Origin of the sequence: Caballeronia sp. BR00000012568055, assembly GCF_029439455.1 — a bacterium.
Classification (GTDB): Bacteria; Pseudomonadota; Gammaproteobacteria; order Burkholderiales; family Burkholderiaceae; genus Caballeronia.
Map to the genome: position 1 here is coordinate 168734 of NZ_JAQFVG010000268.1, position 20218 is coordinate 188951.

The following is a 20218-nucleotide window of genomic DNA, read 5'->3' on the forward strand; positions in this document are numbered from 1 at the left end:
ACACGACATGAGCCGCTGGATCGAACCCGTCACGCTCGAAGGCGAGCACGTGAAACTCGTGCCGCTGTCGCTGGAACACGAGCCCGCGCTGAGCGCCGCCGCGCGCGATGGCGAGTTGTGGAAACTCTGGTACACCTTCGTGCCCTCGCCGGAGGAAACGCGCGCGTATATCGAAACTGCGCTGGATATGCGCGACCGGCTCGGCGCGCACCCCTTCGCCGTGATCGATACGAAGACCGGCGATATCGTCGGTTCGACGCGCTTCTTTGCGGCGGAGCCCGCGCATCGGCGGCTGGAGATCGGGCATACGTGGTACGCCAAACGCGTGCAGAAAAGCCCGCTCAATACCGAAGCGAAGCTGCTTCTGCTCACGCATGCGTTCGACAAGCTCGGGTGTATCGCGGTCGAGTTCCGAACGCATTTTATGAACCACGCATCGCGGACGGCGATTGCGCGGCTCGGCGCGAAACAGGATGGCATTCTGCGCAATAACGGCATCGGGCGGAACGGCGTGTATCGCGATACGGTCGTGTTCTCGATCATCGAATCGGAATGGCCGGCGGTGCGGGCCAATCTGAACTTCCGGCTCGATCGCTGATACAGAAAAAAGGAGCGCGCGTTCATGCTGATCGACTTCTTCTACTCGCTGCGCGACGCGAAGCTGCCCGTCTCCGTCAAGGAATATCTGACGCTGCTCGAAGCGCTCAAGGCGCAGGTGATCCAGCCATCGCTCGATGAGTTCTACTTTCTCGCGCGCATGACGCTGGTGAAGGACGAGAAGTACTTCGACAAGTTCGATCGTGCGTTCGGCGCGTATTTTCACGGCGTCATGCAGATTCCCGACGACGCCTTCGAGATTCCGCTCGACTGGCTCAAGAAGCGCCTCGAACGCGATTTCACGGCCGAAGAGAAAAAGCGCATCGAAGCGCTCGGCGGGATCGACAAGTTGATGGAGCGGTTCAAGGAACTGCTCGACGAACAGAAAGGCCGGCACGAAGGCGGCAATAAGTGGATCGGCACGGGCGGCACGTCGCCGTACGGGCACGGCGGCTATAACCCGGAAGGCTTTCGGATCGGCGGGGAATCGTCGGGGAATCGCAGCGCCGTGAAGGTGTGGGACGAGCGTGGGTATCGCGATTACGACGATCAGGTGGAAATCGGCACGCGCAATATCAAGGTGGCGCTCAGACGCTTGCGGCGCTTTGCGCGTGAAGGCGCGGCCGAAGAACTCGATCTGCCCGATACCATCCGCAGCACCGCCGCCAACGCCGGCTGGCTCGATCTGAAGATGGTCCCGGAGCGTCACAACAACGTCAAAGTGCTGATGCTGCTCGATGTCGGCGGCTCGATGGACGATCACATCAAGCGCGTGGAAGAGTTGTTCTCGGCGGCGGAGGCGGAATTCAAACACCTCGAGTTTTACTATTTCCACAACTGCGTCTACGACTTTCTGTGGAAGAACACCCGCCGCCGTCACACTGAACGCACGCCCACGTTCGACGTGCTGCACAAGTTCACGCCCGACTACAAACTCATCTTCGTCGGCGATGCCACCATGAGCCCGTACGAAGTCCTGCAACCGGGCGGCTCGGTCGAGTACAACAATGCCGAAGCGGGCGCGGTGTGGCTGCGCCGGCTGGCGGATCAGTTTCCGCATCATGCGTGGCTCAATCCGGAGCCTGAGCGGCTATGGGAATATCGTCAGTCGATCGGCGCGATCCGCAACGTGCTCGGCAATCGCATGTACGGCCTGACAATGGCCGGTCTCGAAGCCGCCATGCGCGCCCTTTCCAAATAACGATTCAAGCTCTGTAAGACCGCGATGAAAGCCTCGTCTCCGGCGCAGCCCGCGCCGCGCTTCCTCTTTGACACCTCCGTTTCCACCATCGTCGCCGGCTTCGTCGCGATGATGACCGGCTACACGTCCTCGCTCGTTTTGATGTTCCAGGCCGGGCAAGCCGCCCATCTGAGCGATGCCCAAATCTCCTCGTGGATCTGGGCCTTGTCGATGGGCATGGCCGTCTGCACCATCGGCCTGTCGATGCGTTACCGCGCGCCCATCGTCGTCGCGTGGTCCACGCCGGGCGCGGCGCTGCTGATCTCGTCGATGCCCCACGTCGCTTACAGCGATGCGATCGGCGCGTTTATCGTCTGCGCGGTGCTGCTGACCGCCGTCGGCCTCACCGGCATCTTCGATACGCTGATGAAGCGCATTCCGTCCGGCATCGCGGCGGCGTTATTGGCGGGCATTCTGTTCGAGATCGGCATCGAAATTTTTCATGCGGCGGAACATCAGACGGCGCTGGTGCTGGTGATGTTTTTCACGTATCTCGTCGCGAAACGCTTCGTGCCGCGCTACGCGATTCCATCGACGCTGATTGCGGGAATCGTGGTCGCGGGCGCGCTCGGATTGCTCGATTTCTCGCGCTTTCACGTCGCGCTCGCGCATCCCGTTTTCACGATGCCGACGTTTTCGGCGGCGGCGGCGATCAGCATCGGCGTGCCGCTTTTTATCGTGGCGATGGCGTCGCAGAATGTGCCGGGCATCGCCGTGCTGCGCGCCGATGGCTACACCACGCCGTCCGCGCCGCTGATTTCCGCGACGGGTTTGGCATCGCTTGTGCTCGCGCCGTTCGGCTCGCACGGCGTCAATCTCGCCGCCATTACCGCCGCGATCTGCACGGGGCGCGAGGCGCACGAAAATCGCGACAAGCGTTACACCGCGGCGGTCTGGTGCGGCATCTTCTATCTGCTCGCGGGCACCTTCGGCGCGACCATCGCGGCGCTGTTCGCATCGTTTCCGCAGGCGCTGGTGGTATCGGTCGCGGCGCTCGCGCTGTTCGGCTCGATCATGAGCGGTCTCGCCAATGCGATGCACGACGTGCGCCAGCGCGAACCCGCGCTCGTCACGTTCATGGTAACGGCGTCGGGTCTCACGTTGTTATCGATTGGTTCGGCGTTCTGGGGCTTGATCGCGGGCGTGTTGACACATTTGGTGCTGAACGCGCGGCGCGCATGAGATCGCAAGTCGCCCGACCTACAATGACGGATTACGCTGAACATTGACGAAAACACGATCGATCCGTGCGACGCCTCTGCGCGCGCCAGATTGAACGCACGGCGCGCCGGTGCAGTCGAATTCAGCGCATGTAGCACGCTGCGAGCGCGAATCCGCCGCGCGGGACTAGAATGATGCAGTGAGATTCAAGGGGCGCGCCGTGCAAGGCAGTACGCACAGCAACACGCACGGCGTCGCGATCATGGCCAATCCGCGGGATACCGCAATTTGACGAGGCGCACGCGCCTGAGACACGACATGACATCCGCTCTCGACCAGCTCAAGCAATACACCACCGTCGTCGCCGACACGGGGGATTTCCAGCAGTTCATCGAATTCAAGCCGCAGGATGCGACGACGAATCCGTCGCTGATTCTGAAGGCTGTGCAGAAGGACGACTACAAGCCGCTGCTCGAAAAGACCGTCAAGGAGCACAAAGGCAAGCCGATGGGTCAGATCATCGATCATTTGCTGATTGCTTTCGGCACCGAAATCCTGAAGATCGTGCCGGGACGCGTGTCCACAGAAGTCGATGCACGTTTGTCGTTCGACACCAAGGCGTCGATCGATAAAGGCCGCGAGATCATCAGGCTGTACGAGGCGGCCGGTATTGACCGCAAGCGCGTGCTGGTGAAGCTGGCATCGACGTGGGAAGGCATCCGCGCGGCGGAAGTGCTGCAGAAGGAAGGCATCCACTGCAATATGACGCTGCTGTTCTCGCTGGCGCAGGCCGTCGCCGCCGCTGAAGCGGGCGCGCAACTGATTTCGCCGTTCGTCGGCCGCATTTACGACTGGTACAAGAAGTCGGCGGGCGCGGAGTGGGATGAAGTCAAAAACGGCGGCGCGAACGATCCGGGCGTGCAGTCGGTGCGCCGCATCTACGCGTACTACAAGAAGTTCGGCTACAAGACCGAAGTGATGGGTGCGAGCTTCCGCACCGTCAGCCAGATTACCGAACTGGCGGGCTGCGATCTGCTGACCATCAGCCCGGATCTGCTGAAGAAACTGGCCGATAGCAACGACACCGTCGAGCGCAAGTTGTCGCCGGAAAGCGGCAAGAACGAGAATATCGAGAAGATCGCGGTAGACGAGCCGACCTTCCGTTTCCTCGTCAACGACGACGCGATGGCCACCGAAAAGCTTGCCGAAGGCATCCGCGCGTTCGCGGCCGATGCCATCAAGCTGGAAAAGCTGATCGCGGCGCTTCAGTAAGCTCGCCGGAAGCATTGAAAGAAAACGCGCGATTCGTTCGCGCGTTTTTTTTCGCTCGTACAATCGGTCTTCGAAACATGCTGTTTCCGCATCATTTGACCTAAATCGACCTATTCCGAGCCGATTCAGCGCAGCCGTGCAATAGACTTCGAAGCTTTCGCGGGCGTGCCCGCATCTGCACGGTAGTCATTTATGCAACTCGATACCTATCTGTTCTTCAACGGCGACTGCGCCGACGCACTCGCGCTCTATCAGGCCGCGCTCGGTGCGCAGGTGCACACGCTGATCCGCTTTCGCGACACGCCGGACGCCGCCACTATCGCGCCCGAATGGCAGGACAAGGTGATGCACGCGAGCTTCAGCGTCGGCGCGTCGTCGATCATGGTGTCAGACGGCCAGTTCGGCCAGCCGCGCAAGGACCACGCGGGCTTCACGCTCTCGATCGCGGCGGACGACGCCGAATCTGGCGAGCGCATGTTCACCGCGCTGTCGCAAGGCGGCGAAGTGCTGACGCCGTGGCAATCGACATTCTTCACGGCGGGTTTCGGCATGACCAAGGATCGTTTCGGCGTGCCCTGGCTCATTAACGTGGTCAACGCCGCCGAACTCGAAGGCGAAGGCGCGCAGCCCGCCTGACGCGTTTTACGCATTTCGCGCGCATCTCACGCGCATCTCACACACTAAGCGGCCGCGCCCCTTCAATATTCCACTGCCGCTCGATCTCCGCTAACCGCAAGCGCATGCGCTCGACCTGCTCCGCGAAGCGCATCGCGAGCCAGTGCATGCCTTGCGTCGCCGTATCGGCGGCTTCGGGCGGTGGACAAGCCACTGCCGGCACGTTTCGATACAACAGCGTCACGCGGCCAAACCGCAACGCACGCGCCATTTGCAGCAATTGCTGGCGCACTTCGTACTCGCGCGGCGTGCAGGCGATGGCGTAGGTATTCTCGGCTTCCGGCATCGAATTGATCAGCATTTCCAGCGCCGCGAGAATCGAGCGATGCAGGCGCTGAATCTCTTCCAGTTGCGGGAGTGGCACGCCCGTTTCCTTCGCCACCGAATCCATCAGCGCGCGTGACTGCACGAGCCGCTGGCTCATCGCGTAGAAGCGACGCGCGGTTTCTTCGGGCAAGAGATGCTTGCCGTCGAGCAACGCACCGTAAAGCCGCGAGCACTCACGCAGATTGTCGGCGAGTCGATATCGCCAGGAAAACGTCGCGTATTGCGGCAGCACGAAGGAAAACGCCAGCGCGATCGCAATGCCGATCAGCACGTTCGCCGTGCGCCACAAGCCCACCGAAAAAGGCAGATCGCCGTGACCGGACACGATGACCATCGTGATTGCCGTCAGCAGCGCGACGTAACCCGCCTTGCCGATCGCGTAATACGCGCAGCCGCCCGCGATGATCGACATCAGGAAAAAGAACAGCAGCTGCGAGCCGAACAGCGTCTGCACGAGGATCAGAAACAGCCCGATCAGTGCGCCGAGCATGGTGCCGAGCGCGCGTTCAGTCGCCTTCTTGCGGATATTGCCGTAGTGCTGCAAGCCGCCCACCACCACCAGCAGCGACACCGTCGCCCACACGCCATGCGGCACGTCGATACCCGTCGTGACCAGAAACGACGTCGCCATGCCCAGCGCCACGCGCACGGCGTGGATCATGTTCGCGTGTTTGTATCGAAAGTACGGCGAAGTCAATGCGTGCAGAAGACGCCCGATGCGGCCGCGTCGCGCCAGCGAGGAAGTCGGAGAAAGCATGGTTCGCCCGTATCGAATCGGTTCGATCTGTCTCGATGAAAAAACGCCCGCAACGGCCAGAAGCTGTTACGGGCGTTTTACCAGCATTTCGCCGAGCGCGTCGGTTTTCAGCCTTCCACGATGTCGAGGTAGTCTTCGGGACGCGTGCGGTCTTCCGAGCGCTTCAGCCCGAACACGCGCACCAGCATGCTGATGACGATCGACACCACGAGGTTGATGATGAGCGCCCACACGGCCGCGTAGCCTGGAATCGCGTAGCCGAACAGGTTGACCGTGAAGATCGAACCCTTCAGTTGCAGCGATGCCGCCATCCACGTGCCGGACGCAATGCCCACCGCCCAGCCGATCAGCAAACCGCGATGATCGAGCACGCGCGTGTAGAGGCCGAGCACCAGCGCGGGCAGCGTCTGAATGATCCAGATGCCACCGAGCAATTGAAGCTGAATGGCATAGGTCAGCGGCAGCGCGAGAATGAACACCACCGCGCCCACCTTCACGATCAGCGACACCAGCTTGGCGACGTTGGTTTCCTGCTCCGGCGTCATCGACGTGTTGATGAACTCGCGATGTACGTTGCGCGTGTACAGATCCGCCGCCGCAATCGACATGATCGCCGCCGGCACCAGCGCGCCGATGCCAATGGCCGCGAACGCCACGCCCACGAACCACGACGGGAAAAAGTGCAGGAACAGCGCCGGCACCGCGAAGTTCGCACCGTAGGCCTTGAAGTACGACGCGTACTCCGGCATATCCTTCACGCCCGAGGCGAGCGCCATGTAGCCGAGCAGCGCCAGCAGGCCGAGCACCAGCGAATACGCGGGCAAGAGCGCCATGTTGCGTCGAATGGTATTACCCGAATTCGACGACAAAATCGCCGTGACCGAGTGCGGATACAGGAACAGCGCCAGCGCCGATCCCACCGCCAGCGTCGCGTAGGCGCTGTAGCCGTTCAGGCTCGCCGTGTCCGGCGCTTTGAGCAGCAGCTTGCCGCCCGGCACCGAGCCGAAGATATGCCCGAAGCCGCCGAGCTGCGCCGGAATCACGATCATCGCGGCGATGATGGTTATGTAGATCAGCACGTCCTTGACCACGGCGATCATCGCGGGGGCGCGCAGGCCGGAGGTGTACGTGTACGCGGCGAGAATCGCGAACGCGATGATCAGCGGCAGATCGCCCATCAAGCCTTGCGTCGAGAAGCCGAGCGCGCCGATCACCACTTCGATACCGACCAGTTGCAGCGCGATATACGGCATCGTCGCGACAATCCCCGTCACGGCGATCGCCAGCGCCAGCATGCGGCTGTTGTAGCGCGCGTGCACGAAGTCGGCGGCGGTCACATAGCCGTGACGCTTCGCGATGCTCCACAACTTCGGGAACACGACGAACGCGAACGGATAGATGAGAATCGTATAAGGCAGCGCGAAAAAGCCGGTCGCGCCCGCGCCGAACACCAGCGCCGGCACCGCGACGAAGGTATAGGCCGTGTAGAGATCGCCGCCGAGCAGGAACCACGTCACGATGGTGCCGAAGCGGCGTCCGCCGAGGCCCCATTCGTCGAGCTGGCCGAGATCGCCCTTGCGCCAGTGCGCGGCGACGAAGCCGAGAATCGTCACGCCGACGAAGAACAAAACAAAGACAAAGGTTGCGGTCGAGTTCATCGCGCGCCTCCGCGAGAAGAAGGCAACGCTTTCGTCTTTTTATAGACGACCGCGGTGATGACCGCGCTGATCAACACCCACAGAAGCTGATACCAGTAGAAAAACGGAAAGCCCCACAAAACGGGCTCGATCTTGTTGTAAAACGGCACCCACACCACGCCAATCCACGGCAGGATCAACAGCCAAAGCCAGGCCTTGTTGCGCGGTTGTCCGGTGCGGCTCATATCTTGAGCCATGAACGGTCTCTCCTCTTGTTTTGAGCATTCGCCTTCTATCCGCTCGATGAGAAACATCGCCGCTGAAAGCGCCCCGAAATAACAGAGGGAGTATATGGACCGTCACAATTCGATCAAACAAGGGGAATCCCGACCATTCCGCTGATGTGAATGATCGGGACACTGCACTTAAATGGTGAAACTTCCGTCGAGCGGTACGCCCGCGCTCTCGGCAAGCCCCTTCACCCACGAACGCGCGGGCAGCTTCAACTCCGATTCGATCAGCTTCGCGCGTTGCATCAGCGCATCGAACGGGATGTCGATGGCGGGACCGGCGAACGCCAGCGCGATGCGATTGCCATCGTGCACTTCCGGCAGCGCGATCACGCGGCGATCGAAGGCTTCGTTCAGATGGCGCATATTGCGCACGAAGCTCGGGTGATCGCCGAACAGGTTGATGGTGACCACGCCCGCGTCCGGCGTCAGACACGCCCGGCACGCGCGATAGAACGACACGCTGTCTAGCACGGGACCGCGCGCCGTGGCATCGTAAATATCGATCTGCAAGGCGCCGACGGTGCCGTGGTTACTGCGGTCGTTGACGAACTCCCAGGCATCGCGTTCGGTGACGGTGAGGCGGGCGTCGTCGTAGGGCAATTCGAACATCGCGCGCGCTGCGATTACAACAGCCGGATTCAATTCGACCGCTTCGACCTTCGCGCGCTTCAGAAAGCGATAGCAGAACTTCGTCAGCGCCGCCGAGCCGAGACCCAGTTGCACGATGCGCTCGGGCGTCTCCAGAAACAGCAGCCAGGCCATCATCTGCTGCGCGTATTCCAATTCGATGTGATCGGGCTTGCGGATACGCATGGCACCCTGAATCCACTCGGTGCCGAAGTGCAGGTAGCGCACGCCACCCTCTTCCGAGAACGTCACGGGCGCGAAACGCGGCTTGCGCGGCGCTTCGATGCGCGGGGCGTTATCGAGATCGTCTTCGTCGTCGCGCTTGTTGCTGCCTTTCTTGCGGCTAAATGCACGTGCTTCCGCGGACGCGCGCTTGATCAGTTTCGTCATGAGTCAGTGAGGATATCGCGCCAGATGCGCAGTTTTTGGTCGAACGAGAGAATAGCATTGGCCGCGCTGGAGGACGGGAGGATGAGGGTGGCGTAGCCGGGTTTGATGTCGATCGGAACATGTACAATATAATGTACATGTGCTAGAGTCATGAACTTCCGTACCTCCTTTGGAGAACACGATGCGAACTGTCCACTTTACTGATGCTCGAAGCAATCTGAAAACCGTCATCGATCAGGTCGTCGAAGATGCGGATGTGACGTTGATCACGCGCCGGGATGCGCCTAACGCGGTCGTGATGTCGCAGGAGTACTACGACAGCCTGATGGAAACCGTGCATTTGCTTCGGTCACCGGCAAACGCCGCTCACCTTGAACGTTCGATTGCTCAGTTGCGCAAAGGAAAGTTGTCTGAACGTGCGCTGGACGAAGATCAATAACAATGCGTCGGGTGCTATTTACCGCAGAAGCGTGGGATGACTATGTCTTCTGGCAATCTCAAGATCGAAAGACCCTCAAGCGCATCAATCAACTTATCAAGGATACGCAGCGCAGTCCATTCGAAGGAATCGGCAAACCAGAGCCACTCAAGGCGAATTTGTCTGGTTTCTGGTCACGTCGCATCGATGACGCAAACCGGCTGGTCTACGAAGCCGACGAAAAGCAGATCAACATCGTGGCTTGTCGCTACCACTATTGATTCTGCATCGGACGTAATGCGGCCCAAGCCGTCAGCTTGTCGGTATATGGCATTGCCGCATACGCCGCACTGCTCGACGGCAATCGCACGGTCCGATACAGCCGGGCAAGATCGCCAAGCGCCTTCTCGCCGATCTTTGCCGCCGTTCCGCCATTGAACGCGATCGTATGAAGCTGCGGAAAACCGCTCACCAAAGCGTGAAGGTCGTTGGCCGAATGATTTCGAATCGCGCTGTCCAGACTGCCTTGACGCTGCGCCTCAGCAATGACATCCCATAAACCTATGCCATTCGCGACCAGCCTCTTCAGCCGATCCTCATAAGCCATTTCATGCAGCGGCTCGTCAATCGCCGCGCCGACCAGCCGCCAGAACTGGTTACGCGGATGCGCGTAATACTGCGTCACCGCCAGCGATGCCACGCCGGGAAAGCTGCCGAGAATGAGCGTATGCGTATCTACATCGCCAACAGGAGCGAAACCTTCGAGCTTCATTTCGCCTCGCCGCGCACGACGCGCTTCGCATGCGAACTCAGATGCTCATACGCCCGCGCATGATCGCGCCGACGCGGGCTGCGCGATTCATCGAGCCGGGTCCATAGCGCATCGAGCATACATTCGGTGACCATCAGCGGTGCGCCGTGACGCTCGAACACCGAACGCCGCGCGACCAGCGTATTACGCGTATCGGTCAGCCGATGCAGCGGATGCCGTGCCGTAATCCTGCGATTCACCAGCATCGAACGCGATACGCTGCTGTCGCTATAGAGCAATTCGGCAAGCGGACGCGTTCGCAGACGGCGTATCGATTGCCATACTCCGATGCTGTGTTCCAGCGCGACGATGCTGTGCGCGACGACCATCGGCACGCCGTCCACTTTCAACGCGACTTCGCGCGTCCACATCGGCGTGCGCGGGGTCGCGCGGAGCGCTGCGTATTCGTCACGCCAGGCTGTATCGACGGCTTCGCGTGTCACATCGACCGTCACCGCGCCGAGCGTGCGCAGATGCGCAGTCAATGAACCGCCGCGCGTGAGCCAGTCTTTTTGGGTATCGGTAAGCGAAGGAGGCGGCGTAATGCGCCAGTGAGAATCGGTAGGCGTGAGCATCGGGCGATTATAAAACCGTGCGCTTTCGGTAACGATTCGGAGTTTTCGTGTGGACTCACATGTGCGCTCTAGCTATACGTAAGTCACGCGACGACATCCGGCGACGCGCGACCACACACTCAGAGGTTCGAACATGGCAGATAGCATCAACAAAAAACAGTCGTCAAAAGCGATGACTGCGCTTGCCGAGAAAACCATCCACGATCCGCACGCTTCGAAAATCGCAAAGAGCCTCGCCGGTTCTGTGATCTCGCAGCGAAACACCACGAAGCAGACCGGCGTGGAAATGGAAACCAAGGCGGCAAAGGTGCTGAAAAGCAACAAGTATGCAGAGGAGACGCGCGAGTTGGCTGGCTCGGTGGTAGCTCAGGCAAACAAGAATCGCAAAGGCAAATAAAAAACGCGCCGCCGGTTCCCCGGCGGCGCGTTTTCTTTATCGCTCAGAGCTTAACGCGACAACAACAGCGCATTCGTCCGCTTAACAAAGCTCGCCGGATCATCGAGTTGGCCGCCTTCGGCCAGCAACGCCTGATCGAACAACAGATGACACCAGTCCGCAAAATTGGCGTTATCCGCGCTCAGCGCCTTCACCAGCGGATGCTCCGGATTCACTTCAAGAATCGGCTCGGCTTGCGGCGCATTCTGGCCCGCAGCCTTCAGCATGCGTTGCAGATAGCCGCTCATATCGCCTTCATCGGCGACCAAACAGCTCGGCGAATCCGTCAAACGGAAGGTCAGACGCACGTCCTTGGCCTTGCCTTCGAGCGCTTCCTTCATCTTCTCGACCAGCGGCTTCAGTTCTTCGCCAACCTTTTCCTGCTGCTGCTTTTCTTCATCGTTCAGCGCGCCCAGATCGAGGTCGCCACGTGCGACGCTCGCCAGCGGCTTGCCATCGAACTCGTTGAGGAAGGACAACATCCATTCATCGACGCGATCCGTCAGCAGCAACACTTCCACGCCCTTCTTGCGGAACACTTCGAGGTGCGGACTATTTTTCGCGGCTTGCCAGGCATCGGCGGTGACGTAATAGATCTTGGTCTGCTCGGGCTTCATGCGCGAAACATAATCCGCCAGCGAGACGTTCTGCTCGTTCACATCGCTATTCGTCGATGCAAACCGCACCAGCTTCGCAATACGCTCACGATTGCCAAAATCCTCGCCGATGCCTTCCTTCAGCACCTGACCGAACTCGTTCCAGAAGGTCTGATACTTCTGCTTGTCCGCGTCTTCGGTCGCTTCCGCCGATGAAGTCGCGATTTCTTCCAGCATCGACAGCACGCGTTTGGTCACGCCTTCGCGAATCGCCTTCACATCGCGGCTTTCCTGCAAGATTTCGCGCGATACGTTCAGCGGCAAGTCAGCCGAATCCACCACGCCCTTCACGAAACGCAGATACGCGGGCAGCAATTGCTCGGCATCGTCCATGATGAAGACGCGCTTCACGTACAGCTTCAGCCCGCCGCGATGCTCGCGGTTCCACAGATCGAACGGCGCGTGCTTCGGCACATACAGCAATTGCGTGTACTCGCTGCGGCCTTCCACACGATTGTGCGTCCAGGCGAGCGGCTCGTCGTGATCGTGCGAAATGTGCTGATAAAACTGCTTGTACTGCTCGTCGGTGATGTCGTTCTTGCCGCGCGTCCATAGTGCGCTCGCCTGATTGACGGTCTCGTCTTCATCCTTGACGACCATCTCGCTCTTTTCGGCATCCCATTCTTCCTTCTTCATCAGAATGGGCAGCGCGACGTGATCCGAATATTTCTGGATGATCGATTTGAGCTTGTGCGTGGAGAGCAGATCGTCTTCATCGGCACGCAGATGCAGCGTGATGGTCGTGCCGCGTTGCGCGCGCTCGATATCCTCGACTTCGAAATCGCCCTCGCCCGCGCTGGTCCAGCGCACGCCTTGCGATGCCGGCAGACCGGCGCGGCGCGTTTCGACCGTGATCTTGTCCGCGACGATAAAGCCCGAATAGAAGCCCACGCCGAACTGGCCGATCAGCGCCGCGTCCTTCTGCTGATCGCCGGAGAGCTTCGAGAAGAATTCCTTGGTGCCCGACCGCGCGATGGTGCCGAGGTGCGAAATGGCTTCCTCGCGGCTCATGCCGATGCCGTTGTCGTCGATGGTGACCGTGCGCGCGGCCTTATCGAACGACACGCGGATGCGCAGGTCGGCATCGTTCTCGTACAGCGCGCTGTTTTCGATGGCTTCGAAGCGCAGCTTGTCGGCGGCATCGGAGGCATTCGAAATCAGTTCGCGGAGGAAAATTTCCTTGTTGCTATAGAGCGAGTGGATCATCAGTTGCAGAAGCTGCTTCACTTCTGCCTGAAAGCTCATGGTTTGCGCCATGTCGGTTCCTCTTTTCGATTGCGTGTTTTTATGGCCTGCGTTGGCCGATTCGTGCGATGTATGGGCGCAGTGCGCGATTTCAAGAGCGTTTCCCGTACGATAAACGCCATGCCGACTAAACGCCCGCTCACCTCAGACGAAATCGCCCTCGCCCGCCTCGTTTTCGCCGATGCCATCGACTATTCGAGCGTGCGCGTGCACGCGCGCGGCTATTTGCCGTTCGGTCTGCAACCCTCGCATATCGCGATGGCGCCCAACGGCAGCCTCTATTTTCCACGCGCCTGTTTTCAGGACGATTTCTCCGCCTGCGACCTCAGGCAGCGCATGTGGTTCATCCACGAAATGACGCATGTGTGGCAGTTTCAGCTTGGCTATCCGGTGCGGCTGCGCGGCGCGATTCGCATCGGTTTGAGTTACGGCTATGCGCTCGGCGCTGGCCGGAAGCTGGCCGACTACAACATGGAAGCGCAAGGCAATCTGCTCGCCGATTGGTTCGCGCTGCGCTTCTGCAATGGGCAACACGCGCTGTACGAAACTCGTTATCGGTCGATGCCAGACGCGCTCGCGCTGTACGAAAACGTGCTTGCGGAGTTCATCGCGTCGCCATCGTCGAAACGAAACTTACCGCGACGCGCGCGCTAAATGCGCCGCGAGCATCTCCGGCAGCGCCGGATCGCCGCAATTGGCGACGTTGAAGCGCATCCACGTCGTCGGCGACTGATGCGGCGAAAACAGGCTTCCGGGCGTCAGCAAAAACCCGGCTTCGTGCCCTGCCGCCGCGAGTCCATCGGAATCGACGCCTGCATCGGCCCATAAAAACATCCCCGCCGATGGCTGCGTGAACAGCTTCATGCCGGTTTTCTCCAGCATCCGCGCGGTCTTGTCGCGCACGCCGTCGAGCCGCGCGCGCAGCCGCTCGACGTGCCGCCGGTAGTGCCCTTCCGTCAGCACCTTGTAGACCACACGTTCGTTCAGTTCCGGACTCGTCATGCCGACCAGCATCTTCTGATCGGCCAGCGCCTTCGCCACGTCCGCCGATGCCGCCACATAGCCCACGCGCAGATTCGCCGCCAGCGTCTTCGAAAAGCTGCCGAGAAAGATCACGCGCTTCAACTGATCGAGCGATGCCAGGCGCGTGGCGGCAAAGTTCGTCGGGCACAGATCGCCGTACACATCGTCTTCCACGACGATAAAGTCGTACTCCTGCGCAAGCTGCAATATCCGATACGCCTGTGCCGCCGTCAGCGACGTGCCGGTCGGATTCTGCAAGACCGAATTGACGATCAGCATCTTCGGCCGCCACGTGGCGACGAGCGTTTCCAGCGCATCAAGGTCGGGACCATCGGGCGTGTATGGCATGCCGACCAGCCGCGCGCCCTGCGATGCAAAGCGGCCGAACATCTGGAACCACGCCGGATCGCCGACGATCACCGCATCGCCCGGCTTGACGTACAGCCGCGCGATCAGATCGATGGCCTGCGTAATCCCCGACGTCAACACAATCTGCTGCGCCGATGCGCCGATCTCCAGTTCCTCCAGCCGCGTCTGCAATTGCTGGCGCAGCGGCAGAAAACCCTGCGGCGTGCCGAAGCCGAGCATTTGCGCGCCGGACAAACGGCTCATCGAACGCAATGCATTGGTGATGAGTTCGCCGTCCAGCCAACGCCCCGGCAGATAGCCGAGGCCCGGCCCTTTCTCGGGACTCGCCGTATGCAGCATATTGCGCAGCAGCCACACCACGTCGATGGTGCTCTGCACCGGCTCGTGCTTCGTATCGACGGGCACGACGGTCAGCGTCGGCGCGCCGCGTTCGCGCACGTAAAAGCCCGAGCCGCGCCGCGAATCGAGATAACCGTGTGCGACCAGCCGTTCGTACGCCTCGACCACCGTGAAGCGCGACACGCCCTTGTCCAGCGCGAGTTTGCGGATCGACGGCATACGCATGCCCGGCCTGAACACCCGTTCGTCGATACGCCGCCGTCCCCACTGCACCAGTTGATCGACCAGCGTGAGTTGCGCGGCGTCGTGCGGAGCGGGGATTTGATCGAGCGGAACGGACATGAGAGCCTCCAGCGTGTGCACTACGGCATCGGCCGAAAAGTGTACCGAATGGTAATGGGCCGATTGTACCGTTACTGTCACGGTGATAGGCGCTACATTCTTCGTTCGGCCGAAGCGGTTGGCGTTATGCTATCGGCCCTTATTTCGCTCGTATTTGCCGCCATGACGTCTCATCCGCTCAAGCTCGACCATCTCGTGATCGCCGCCCGCACGCTCGAAGAAGGCGCGCGTTTCGTCGCCACGAAATTCGGTATCGACCTGACGCCGGGCGGCGCGCATCCGTCGATGCGCACGCACAATCGCCTGATGAATCTCTACGGCGGCGCATATATGGAAGTGATCGCGATCGATCCGGCCGCCGCGCCCGTTACCTCGCCGCGCGCACGCCTGTTCGCGCTCGACGATCCGTCGATGCAGCGGCGTCTCGAAGAACATGGCCCGCAACTCGTGCATTGGGTCGCGAAGGTGGATCGGCCGAAGTCGCTGGCGCGCTGGCGCGAGCAGTTTCCCGAGCGCATTGCCCCGGTCGCGGCGATGTCGCGTGCCGGGAATACATGGAGCCTGACCGTCCCCGATGACGGCGCGTTTCCATCGTGGCAAAACGCAGGCGATGGCGTGCTGCCCTCGCTGATCCAATGGGACACGCCGCGCCATCCGAGCGATGTGCTGCCGCCAACCGGCATCGCGCTGCGTTCGCTGACGGGTTATCACCCGAACGCGGAGGCTGTGGCGGAGCAGCTTGAATGGCTCGGCGCATTGCATTTAATGAAAGTGGAAACGACGGCAGGCGCGCCGGTCATCGTCGCGGAATTCGAACTGGCGGATGGTTCCATCGTCACGCTGGGTGAATCGGCGGAATCTGTGGAAGCGGCGCGGCGCGCGCAGGAACAAGCGCAGGCCGCCGCGGGCAAAAAGCGCCGTGCGAAACCTAAAACAATCGAAGAGGGAGACAGTCAAGAATGAAAACCCGCGAAACCGAAGGCATGTTGCTCGGCCTGATCGGCGTGATCATCTTCAGCCTGACGCTGCCGATGACGCGCATCGTCGTGGCGGAAGTGCATCCGTTGCTCAACGGCCTCGGGCGCGCGCTGGTCGCGGCGATTCCCGCCGGCCTCTTGCTCGCGTATCGGCGCGAAAAGTGGCCGACGTGGCCGCAGGTCAAGAGCCTTGCCGTGGTATCGCTGGGCGTGATCATCGCGTTCCCCGTGTTCTCGGCCTGGGCGATGAAAACCGTGCCCGCATCGCACGGCGCGGTGGTCAACGGCTTGCAGCCGCTGTGCGTCGCGATCTACGCGGCGTGGTTATCGCACGAACGTCCGTCGAAGGCTTTCTGGGCCAGCGCACTCGCGGGCAGCGCGATCGTCGTCGCGTTTGCGTTGCAAACGGGCGGCGGCGGCTTTCAGGCGGGCGATCTGCTGATGCTGGTTGCGGTCGGTATCGGCGCACTCGGTTACGCCGAAGGCGCGCGGCTGGCGCGTCAGATTGGCGGATGGCAGGTGATCTGCTGGGCGCTAGTGCTGTCCGCGCCGTTTCTGCTGCTGCCGGTCGGCTGGCTGGCGTGGGCGCATCACGCGGCGCATCCCGAACCGCTTTCGCTCAAGACGTGGCTCGCGTTCGGTTATGTGACGCTGTTCTCGCAGTTCATCGGCTTTTTCGCGTGGTACGCGGGTCTGGCGATGGGCGGAATCGCGCGCGTCGGGCAAGTGCAACTGCTGCAAATCTTCTTCACGATGGCCTTCTCCGCGTTGTTCTTCGGCGAGCACGTGTCCGCCGTGACGTGGATTTACGCGACGGCCGTGATCGTCACTGTGATCATCGGCAGAAAAGCGGCCGTACGCCCCGCGCCGATTCCGAATACCGTCGCGAAGCCACTCGCGCGATAATCAGCGTCTCAGCACATTTCAACATTCCGGAACCCACCGAGGATTTCATGAATCAAGCCGATCTCCGCGCCACGCCCTGGCAACTCTCCGAACGCGCCCGCAAGCTCACCAGCTCGGCGATTCGGGAAATCCTGAAGGTCACGGAACGGCCTGAAGTCATTTCCTTCGCGGGCGGCCTGCCCTCGCCCGCAACCTTTCCGGTCGAGGAAATGCGTCATGCGTCGGAGCGCATTCTGCGCGATCAGCCCGCCGCCGCGCTTCAGTACAGCGCGACCGAGGGCTTCATGCCGCTGCGCGAGTGGATCGCCGCGCGCTATTCGGTGAACGGCGTGCAGATTCGTCCGACGCAGGTGCTCATCACCACCGGCTCGCAACAAGCGCTCGACCTGCTCGGCAAAGTACTCGTCGATCCGGGCAGCCGCGTGCTGGTCGAAACGCCGACTTACCTCGGCGCGCTGCAATCCTTCTCGCTGTTCGAACCGGACTACGTGCAGGTTCCGACCGATGAATCCGGCCTGATTCCCGAAGGTCTCGATGCCGCGTTGACCGCGAACGCGCGCCTGCTCTACGCGCAACCGAACTTCCAGAATCCGACCGGCCGACGCCTGCCGCTGGAACGCCGCCGCGCGCTCGCCGCCATCGCGGAGAAGGCTGCGTTCCCGATCATCGAAGACGATCCGTACGGCGCGCTCGACTACGCGGGCGCGCCGCTGCCGACGCTGCTGTCGATGTCGCCGGACCATATCGTGCATCTCGGTTCGTTCTCGAAGGTGCTCGCGCCGGGTCTGCGCGTGGGCTACATCATCGCGCCGGAAGAACTGCACTTCAAACTCGTGCAGGCCAAGCAAGCGACCGATCTGCACACGCCGAGCCTCACGCAGCGCATCGTGCATGAAGTCGTCAAAGACGGTTTCCTCGATACCCACGTGCCCAAGATCCGCGCGCTGTATCGCGATCAATGCGAAGCGATGTTGTCCGCGCTCGAACGCCATATGCCTGCCGGTGTCGAATGGAACCGGCCGGAAGGCGGCATGTTCGTGTGGGTGAAGCTGCCCGCGCATCTCGATTCGATGAAGCTGCTCGAACAATCGATCGCGCAGCATGTGGCCTTCGTGCCGGGCGGTCCGTTCTTCGCCAACGACGCCGCGCACAACACGATGCGCCTCTCCTTCGTCACCGTGCCGCCCGCGACGATCGACGAAGGCGTGGCCAAGCTCGGCGCGCTGATCCGCGCGAGCCTCTGATTTCCCTCACACTCAGGAGCAACGATGGCATCGAACGTTTATGACAAGCTGAAGGAACTCGGTATCGAATTGCCCGTGGCGGGCGCGCCCGCAGCCGCTTACGTGATGAGCGCGCAGAGCGGCAACACGGTGTACCTGTCGGGGCATATCGCGAAGAAGGACGGCAAGGTGCACGCTGGCAAGCTCGGCCACGACATCAGCACGGAAGAAGGCAAGGCGGCGGCGCGTAACGTGGCCATCGATCTGATCGCGACGCTGCACGCGCATGTGGGCGATCTGAACAAGGTGAAGCGCATCGTCAAGGTGATGAGTCTCGTGAACTCCACGTTCGAATTCACCGAGCAGCATATCGTGACCAACGGTGCATCGGAACTGATCGCGGACGTGTTCGGCGATGCAGGCAAGCATGCGCGTTCGGCGTTCGGCGTCGCGCAGATTCCGCTGGGCGCGTGCGTGGAAATCGAGTTGATTGCTGAAGTGGCTTAAGTGGCATAAGCGCTTTCGTCAACTCGGCTTGATCAGAAAACCGGCGCACTACGCGCCGGTTTTTTTATACTCGCCGTTTTGATTCGACTCGACACATAGGCAAGCCATGTCACCGCGCACCGTTCAGTTCAAACAAGTCGATGTCTTCACGTCCGTGCCGTTCAAGGGCAATCCGCTCGCCGTCATTTTCGATGCCGATGGTCTCTCGACCGAACGCATGCAGCAGATCGCGCGCTGGACCAATCTGTCGGAGACCGCGTTTATCTTGTCGCCGAGCGATGCGCGCGCGGACTATCGCGTGCGAATTTTCACCACGGCGGTTGAATTGCCCTTCGCCGGCCATCCGACGCTCGGCAGCGCGCATGCCGTACGCGACGCCGGTTATCAGCCGAAAACGCCCGGCAGGATGGTGCAGGAATGCGGCGTCGGACTCGTAGCGCTGGAAGAACGCGCGAATGGCGCGTGGGCGTTCGCTGCGCCGCCTGCGACCATCGTTCAGCTCGATGAAAGTCAGCGCAAGCGGCTCGCCGATGCACTTGCGCCCGCCGTAATCGATTTCACCGCGCCGCCTTGCGCAGTGGATAACGGCGTGCCCTGGCTCGTCGTGCGCGTAAAAGATGCCGCGGAATGTTTCGCTCTCGCGCCAACCGGCGATAAGCGTGAAGCGCTTGCTGCGTTGTGCGCCGAGGTGAAGACGCACGGTATCGTCGTGTATGGCGCGCACCCGGATGCAACGCCAGCGACGTTTGAACTGCGCACCTTGCTGCTCGGTGCGGAGAATATCGAAGACCCCGTCACCGGCAGCGCCAACGCCGCGCTCGCCGCGCTCCTCACCGCGCAAAATCTCCGTCCCGGCGACGCCTACACCGTGCGCCAGGGCACCGCGCTCGACCGCGACGGACGCATCTCGATCACCTACGACGACACCAACGCAAGCGGTCCGACGGTGTGGATCGGCGGCCATGCAGTGACGGTGATCGACGGAACTTTCTCCTTGTGAAACAATGACCTGACGGCAGTTTTTGCCGTCCCGCCGACGCGCGTTAACCCCGAGCCGCTCCCCTATCTTATTCGCAGTGCCTTCAGTACTATCTGAACAATGAGCGACCGGATAACAGCGCGGCGCATCGGTTTTCCGAAGTGTTCGCGCCATAAGCAAACGTATGCTTTCAACGAGGCCGAGCGCTCGTCGTCTTGTTCAAGCCGGGGTGCGGGCGCGCGAGCGAACGCGTGTTAGCCGAATGACGACGGGTGTAATGAATGATGCCACGCGCCGCCGTATCTCACGCGGCGCGCACGGCATCGCACCGCCGCCTTATCCGCACGGTATATTGATTGGTTTAAGCCGCCCGCTTCGAGACATGCATCGCTTCTTATTCTTAGCTTCGCTTGCAGCATGTCCGGCGCCAGGCGTT

General features: G+C 61.2%; 21 protein-coding genes and 1 pseudogene. 14 read left to right on the forward strand and 8 right to left on the reverse strand.

Going from position 1 to position 20218, the window contains the following annotated elements; genetic code table 11:
* Positions 1–7: 7 nt before the first annotated feature.
* The 5 genes from P7F28_RS16380 (at position 8) to P7F28_RS16400 (ending at position 4906) form a co-directional block, all read left to right on the forward strand.
* Positions 8–598, forward strand: coding sequence for a GNAT family N-acetyltransferase (locus tag P7F28_RS16380; RefSeq protein WP_277185560.1), 591 nt, complete (start codon positions 8–10; stop codon positions 596–598).
* 24 nt (positions 599–622) lie between these two features.
* A complete protein-coding gene (locus P7F28_RS16385; RefSeq protein WP_277185561.1) occupies positions 623–1798 on the forward strand; it encodes a VWA domain-containing protein in 1176 nt (391 codons plus the stop codon).
* A 24-nt stretch (positions 1799–1822) separates the two neighbouring features.
* A complete protein-coding gene (locus P7F28_RS16390; RefSeq protein ID WP_277185562.1) occupies positions 1823–3019 on the forward strand; it encodes a benzoate/H(+) symporter BenE family transporter in 1197 nt (398 codons plus the stop codon).
* Between the two features lie 297 nt (positions 3020–3316).
* A complete protein-coding gene (gene tal, locus P7F28_RS16395) occupies positions 3317–4270 on the forward strand; it encodes a transaldolase (RefSeq protein ID WP_277185563.1) in 954 nt (317 codons plus the stop codon).
* A gap of 192 nt (positions 4271–4462) precedes the next feature.
* Positions 4463–4906 carry a VOC family protein gene (locus P7F28_RS16400; RefSeq protein WP_277185564.1) on the forward strand — a complete coding sequence of 148 codons (444 nt, stop codon included), beginning with the start codon at positions 4463–4465 and terminating at the stop codon, positions 4904–4906.
* A gap of 37 nt (positions 4907–4943) precedes the next feature.
* On the opposite strand, the gene P7F28_RS16405 is transcribed toward P7F28_RS16400, so the two are convergent.
* The 4 genes from P7F28_RS16405 to P7F28_RS16420 all read right to left on the reverse strand — a co-directional run bounded on the left by P7F28_RS16405 (position 4944) and on the right by P7F28_RS16420 (position 8976).
* Positions 4944–6029, reverse strand: coding sequence for an FUSC family protein (locus P7F28_RS16405; protein ID WP_277185565.1), 1086 nt, complete (start codon positions 6027–6029; stop codon positions 4944–4946).
* Between the two features lie 107 nt (positions 6030–6136).
* Positions 6137–7687, reverse strand: a complete 1551-nt coding sequence (mctP, locus tag P7F28_RS16410) for a monocarboxylate uptake permease MctP (protein WP_277185566.1) — start codon at positions 7685–7687, stop codon at positions 6137–6139.
* Positions 7684–7923, reverse strand: coding sequence for a DUF3311 domain-containing protein (locus P7F28_RS16415; protein WP_277185621.1), 240 nt, complete (start codon positions 7921–7923; stop codon positions 7684–7686). Before P7F28_RS16415 ends, mctP begins: the two co-directional genes overlap by 4 nt.
* Positions 7924–8091: 168 nt before the next feature.
* The gene (locus P7F28_RS16420; protein ID WP_277185567.1) at positions 8092–8976 is read right to left on the reverse strand and encodes a spermidine synthase; all 885 of its coding nucleotides are present in this window, start codon (positions 8974–8976) and stop codon (positions 8092–8094) included.
* Positions 8977–9157: 181 nt separating this feature from the next.
* Between P7F28_RS16420 and P7F28_RS16430 the strand changes: the two genes are divergently transcribed.
* Together P7F28_RS16430 and P7F28_RS16435 are read left to right on the forward strand one after the other, a co-directional pair.
* The gene (locus P7F28_RS16430; protein ID WP_277185622.1) at positions 9158–9415 is read left to right on the forward strand and encodes a type II toxin-antitoxin system Phd/YefM family antitoxin; all 258 of its coding nucleotides are present in this window, start codon (positions 9158–9160) and stop codon (positions 9413–9415) included.
* A 2-nt stretch (positions 9416–9417) separates the two neighbouring features.
* Positions 9418–9675 carry a Txe/YoeB family addiction module toxin gene (locus P7F28_RS16435; RefSeq protein WP_306805921.1) on the forward strand — a complete coding sequence of 86 codons (258 nt, stop codon included), beginning with the start codon at positions 9418–9420 and terminating at the stop codon, positions 9673–9675.
* Here the strand turns inward: P7F28_RS16435 and P7F28_RS16440 are convergent.
* Complete coding sequence (locus P7F28_RS16440) at positions 9669–10166, reverse strand: DNA-deoxyinosine glycosylase (protein WP_277185568.1); 498 nt, start codon at positions 10164–10166, stop codon at positions 9669–9671. The two genes, P7F28_RS16435 and P7F28_RS16440, sit on opposite strands and share 7 nt — an antisense overlap.
* Positions 10163–10780: a chorismate lyase gene (locus P7F28_RS16445; RefSeq protein WP_277185569.1), complete on the reverse strand. Its 618-nt coding sequence runs from the start codon at positions 10778–10780 to the stop codon at positions 10163–10165. The genes P7F28_RS16440 and P7F28_RS16445 overlap by 4 nt, the downstream gene beginning before the upstream one ends.
* Before the next feature lie 133 nt (positions 10781–10913).
* Here P7F28_RS16445 and P7F28_RS16450 point away from each other — a divergent pair, with 133 nt between their 5' ends.
* Complete coding sequence (locus P7F28_RS16450) at positions 10914–11177, forward strand: hypothetical protein (RefSeq protein WP_277185570.1); 264 nt, start codon at positions 10914–10916, stop codon at positions 11175–11177.
* A 50-nt stretch (positions 11178–11227) separates the two neighbouring features.
* Here the strand turns inward: P7F28_RS16450 and htpG are convergent, their stop codons facing one another.
* Positions 11228–13129, reverse strand: coding sequence for a molecular chaperone HtpG (htpG, locus tag P7F28_RS16455; protein WP_277185571.1), 1902 nt, complete (start codon positions 13127–13129; stop codon positions 11228–11230).
* Positions 13130–13237: 108 nt separating this feature from the next.
* On the opposite strand from htpG, the gene P7F28_RS16460 reads away from it, so the two are divergent.
* On the forward strand, positions 13238–13771 hold the full coding sequence (locus tag P7F28_RS16460; RefSeq protein WP_277185572.1) for a Rhs element Vgr protein: 534 nt from the start codon (positions 13238–13240) through the stop codon (positions 13769–13771).
* Here the strand turns inward: P7F28_RS16460 and P7F28_RS16465 are convergent.
* Entirely contained in the window at positions 13751–15190 is a 1440-nt protein-coding gene (locus P7F28_RS16465) for a PLP-dependent aminotransferase family protein (RefSeq protein WP_277185573.1), read from the reverse strand. The two genes, P7F28_RS16460 and P7F28_RS16465, sit on opposite strands and share 21 nt — an antisense overlap.
* A 162-nt stretch (positions 15191–15352) precedes the next feature.
* Here P7F28_RS16465 and P7F28_RS16470 point away from each other — a divergent pair.
* From P7F28_RS16470 to P7F28_RS16490, 5 genes and pseudogenes are all read left to right on the forward strand, one after another.
* Positions 15353–16018 (forward strand): annotated as a pseudogene (locus P7F28_RS16470) (VOC family protein); the annotation flags it as partial.
* 131 nt (positions 16019–16149) lie between these two features.
* On the forward strand, positions 16150–17073 hold the full coding sequence (locus P7F28_RS16475) for a DMT family transporter (protein ID WP_277185575.1): 924 nt from the start codon (positions 16150–16152) through the stop codon (positions 17071–17073).
* Positions 17074–17120: 47 nt separating this feature from the next.
* The gene (locus P7F28_RS16480; RefSeq protein WP_277185576.1) at positions 17121–18317 is read left to right on the forward strand and encodes a PLP-dependent aminotransferase family protein; all 1197 of its coding nucleotides are present in this window, start codon (positions 17121–17123) and stop codon (positions 18315–18317) included.
* A gap of 24 nt (positions 18318–18341) precedes the next feature.
* Complete coding sequence (locus tag P7F28_RS16485; RefSeq protein WP_277185577.1) at positions 18342–18803, forward strand: RidA family protein; 462 nt, start codon at positions 18342–18344, stop codon at positions 18801–18803.
* Between the two features lie 106 nt (positions 18804–18909).
* Entirely contained in the window at positions 18910–19803 is an 894-nt protein-coding gene (locus P7F28_RS16490) for a PhzF family phenazine biosynthesis protein (protein WP_277185578.1), read from the forward strand.
* Positions 19804–20218: the final 415 nt, after the last annotated feature.

Coding starts and splice junctions, on each gene's coding strand:
- P7F28_RS16380 (WP_277185560.1), top strand. CDS start 8: ATGAGCCGCTGGATCGAACCCGTCACGCTCGAAGGCGAGCACGTGAAA.
- P7F28_RS16385 (WP_277185561.1), top strand. CDS start 623: ATGCTGATCGACTTCTTCTACTCGCTGCGCGACGCGAAGCTGCCCGTC.
- P7F28_RS16390 (WP_277185562.1), top strand. CDS start 1,823: ATGAAAGCCTCGTCTCCGGCGCAGCCCGCGCCGCGCTTCCTCTTTGAC.
- tal (WP_277185563.1), top strand. CDS start 3,317: ATGACATCCGCTCTCGACCAGCTCAAGCAATACACCACCGTCGTCGCC.
- P7F28_RS16400 (WP_277185564.1), top strand. CDS start 4,463: ATGCAACTCGATACCTATCTGTTCTTCAACGGCGACTGCGCCGACGCA.
- P7F28_RS16405 (WP_277185565.1), bottom strand. CDS start 6,029: ATGCTTTCTCCGACTTCCTCGCTGGCGCGACGCGGCCGCATCGGGCGT.
- mctP (WP_277185566.1), bottom strand. CDS start 7,687: ATGAACTCGACCGCAACCTTTGTCTTTGTTTTGTTCTTCGTCGGCGTG.
- P7F28_RS16415 (WP_277185621.1), bottom strand. CDS start 7,923: ATGGCTCAAGATATGAGCCGCACCGGACAACCGCGCAACAAGGCCTGG.
- P7F28_RS16420 (WP_277185567.1), bottom strand. CDS start 8,976: ATGACGAAACTGATCAAGCGCGCGTCCGCGGAAGCACGTGCATTTAGC.
- P7F28_RS16430 (WP_277185622.1), top strand. CDS start 9,158: ATGCGAACTGTCCACTTTACTGATGCTCGAAGCAATCTGAAAACCGTC.
- P7F28_RS16435 (WP_306805921.1), top strand. CDS start 9,418: ATGCGTCGGGTGCTATTTACCGCAGAAGCGTGGGATGACTATGTCTTC.
- P7F28_RS16440 (WP_277185568.1), bottom strand. CDS start 10,166: ATGAAGCTCGAAGGTTTCGCTCCTGTTGGCGATGTAGATACGCATACG.
- P7F28_RS16445 (WP_277185569.1), bottom strand. CDS start 10,780: ATGCTCACGCCTACCGATTCTCACTGGCGCATTACGCCGCCTCCTTCG.
- P7F28_RS16450 (WP_277185570.1), top strand. CDS start 10,914: ATGGCAGATAGCATCAACAAAAAACAGTCGTCAAAAGCGATGACTGCG.
- htpG (WP_277185571.1), bottom strand. CDS start 13,129: ATGGCGCAAACCATGAGCTTTCAGGCAGAAGTGAAGCAGCTTCTGCAA.
- P7F28_RS16460 (WP_277185572.1), top strand. CDS start 13,238: ATGCCGACTAAACGCCCGCTCACCTCAGACGAAATCGCCCTCGCCCGC.
- P7F28_RS16465 (WP_277185573.1), bottom strand. CDS start 15,190: ATGTCCGTTCCGCTCGATCAAATCCCCGCTCCGCACGACGCCGCGCAA.
- P7F28_RS16475 (WP_277185575.1), top strand. CDS start 16,150: ATGAAAACCCGCGAAACCGAAGGCATGTTGCTCGGCCTGATCGGCGTG.
- P7F28_RS16480 (WP_277185576.1), top strand. CDS start 17,121: ATGAATCAAGCCGATCTCCGCGCCACGCCCTGGCAACTCTCCGAACGC.
- P7F28_RS16485 (WP_277185577.1), top strand. CDS start 18,342: ATGGCATCGAACGTTTATGACAAGCTGAAGGAACTCGGTATCGAATTG.
- P7F28_RS16490 (WP_277185578.1), top strand. CDS start 18,910: ATGTCACCGCGCACCGTTCAGTTCAAACAAGTCGATGTCTTCACGTCC.